This window comes from Lacinutrix mariniflava (assembly GCF_001418015.1).
Taxonomy (GTDB): domain Bacteria; phylum Bacteroidota; class Bacteroidia; order Flavobacteriales; family Flavobacteriaceae; genus Lacinutrix; species Lacinutrix mariniflava.
In genome coordinates, this window is the sequence record NZ_LIQG01000005.1 from 1 (window position 1) to 1040 (window position 1040).

At 31.2% G+C, this 1040-nt stretch carries 1 rRNA gene; it reads left to right on the forward strand.

From position 1 onward, the window contains the following. Positions 1–860: 860 nt before the first annotated feature. Positions 861–1040 (forward strand): 16S ribosomal RNA (locus ASC44_RS00035); the annotation flags it as partial.

Genomic DNA, 1040 nt, shown 5'->3' on the forward strand with positions numbered 1-1040 from the left:
CAAGATTATAGTTAGGAATAATTATAATCTATTCATCTATGGATAGACTTAAATATTGGTTAGCTGTGCTTTGCGAGAGTGATAGAAACGGCATCCTTTTTTATTTAATAGAATAATATGCGTCTTGATTGACTACAGGAACTATGATGAGTTATAGATGTGTGGTTGTAAATAATTAAATAGTATAATTTCAAGTTTCTGTTTTCATGTTTTGTTTGTAATACTTTCTTATCTATTCAAGATAGAATGTATAGTTCTGGCTCATTATTGAGTTTTGGGTCTATTGAAAGTGACTATGGGTGTTTTATAATAATATTATAAATTGTAAATCACTGATTAGTAGGGGTTAAAAATAAGTTTTAAAAAAAGATTAAAATAAAGCTTGTCAGGTTGAAAATCAGTTGTACATTTGCAGCCGCTTAGCGTTGTAGTCACACAGACAATAACAAAAAGCGAAGTTCTAAAACAAGGCGAAAATAGAAAATATAAAAAACTTTCAAAAAAAGCTTTTTATATAAAATAAAGGTTGTAAGTTTGCAGCCGCTAAAAACGTTAAAATTTAGAGCGAAAAAGTTCAGTGACATTAGATGATTTTTTTTAGAGTTTTAAAAGCTTCAAAGTTTTTAAAATAAAAACAAAAAAACATTGCACAGAATAAAAAAGGGTTTTACATTTGCAGCCCGCTAATAAGGTAACGAATTAGCAAATTAAAAATAAGAATACAAGTTCATAAACATATTGAATTGACAGCGTAAGTTTATAACTGGAAACGGTTATAAACAAACAAGAGAATAAACCATTCGAGTACTAATTAATTTCTTTGGTTGTTAAGCATATTAGTGGCAACACTTAAAAATTTAACGATGAAGAGTTTGATCCTGGCTCAGGATGAACGCTAGCGGCAGGCTTAACACATGCAAGTCGAGGGGTAACAGAGTAGCTTGCTATTGCTGACGACCGGCGCACGGGTGCGTAACGCGTATAGAATCTACCTTATACTAAGGAATAGCCTTTGGAAACGAAGATTAATGCCTTATAGT